This is a genomic window from Acidocella sp. MX-AZ02 (genome assembly GCF_000306035.1).
Lineage (GTDB): Bacteria > Pseudomonadota > Alphaproteobacteria > Acetobacterales > Acetobacteraceae > Acidocella > Acidocella facilis.
In genome coordinates this window covers 1-525 of record NZ_JH976267.1, presented here as the reverse complement: position 1 = coordinate 525, position 525 = coordinate 1, and the positions used below count along the sequence as shown (strand labels likewise).

Sequence of the window (525 nt, the reverse complement as noted above, 5' to 3'; positions counted from 1 at the left end):
TACGTTAATGAGTTTGGCAACTTATGAAGTTATACTCATTTTACACAAATGAGTATATAAGTTTTGTGCCTCAGTACCAGCCGCGCCGCCGATTCATTGCCGCCAGCACCACTACAACCACGATGCCAAGGGCTATATCCTCCGGCAAGGAAAGCTGGCGTATGATCTTCCAAATTACCCCGTAAACGATCCCCTTAACAATCGTGCCAACAATCAGGTGAGCTAGTCCGTAGTGATACATTTTCGCCTTTCACTGCTTCTCTTGCCAAGCCTTCAACTCATCCTCGAAGGCGTCACAGAATCCAACCGCCAGCCCAGCCCGGACCATGTAGCGCCGCTTGACGTAATTCGGTTCAAAGCTGGTCAGGTCTTTGTGCTGGGGTCGGCAAAAGACGGCCAGCGTCCAGGCCGCATCCTATCGCGCTTTCGCAACCGCCCCGTCCGGTGCCAACACCTCGCCGGGCACATCGCCAATGGTCCAGATCGCGCCAGGGCAACCGGCACAGAGGCTAGGCACGGTTCCAC

At 54.5% G+C, this 525-nt stretch carries 1 protein-coding gene; it reads right to left on the bottom strand.

The features are described from left to right. Positions 1 to 70 precede the first annotated feature (70 nt). On the bottom strand, positions 71 to 241 hold the full coding sequence (locus tag MXAZACID_RS19575) for a hypothetical protein (protein WP_168118476.1): 171 nt from the start codon (positions 239 to 241) through the stop codon (positions 71 to 73). Positions 242 to 525 lie beyond the last annotated feature (284 nt).

Excerpts from the sequence above, each read along its gene's own strand:
- MXAZACID_RS19575 (WP_168118476.1), bottom strand. The coding sequence starts at position 241 with ATGTATCACTACGGACTAGCTCACCTGATTGTTGGCACGATTGTTAAG.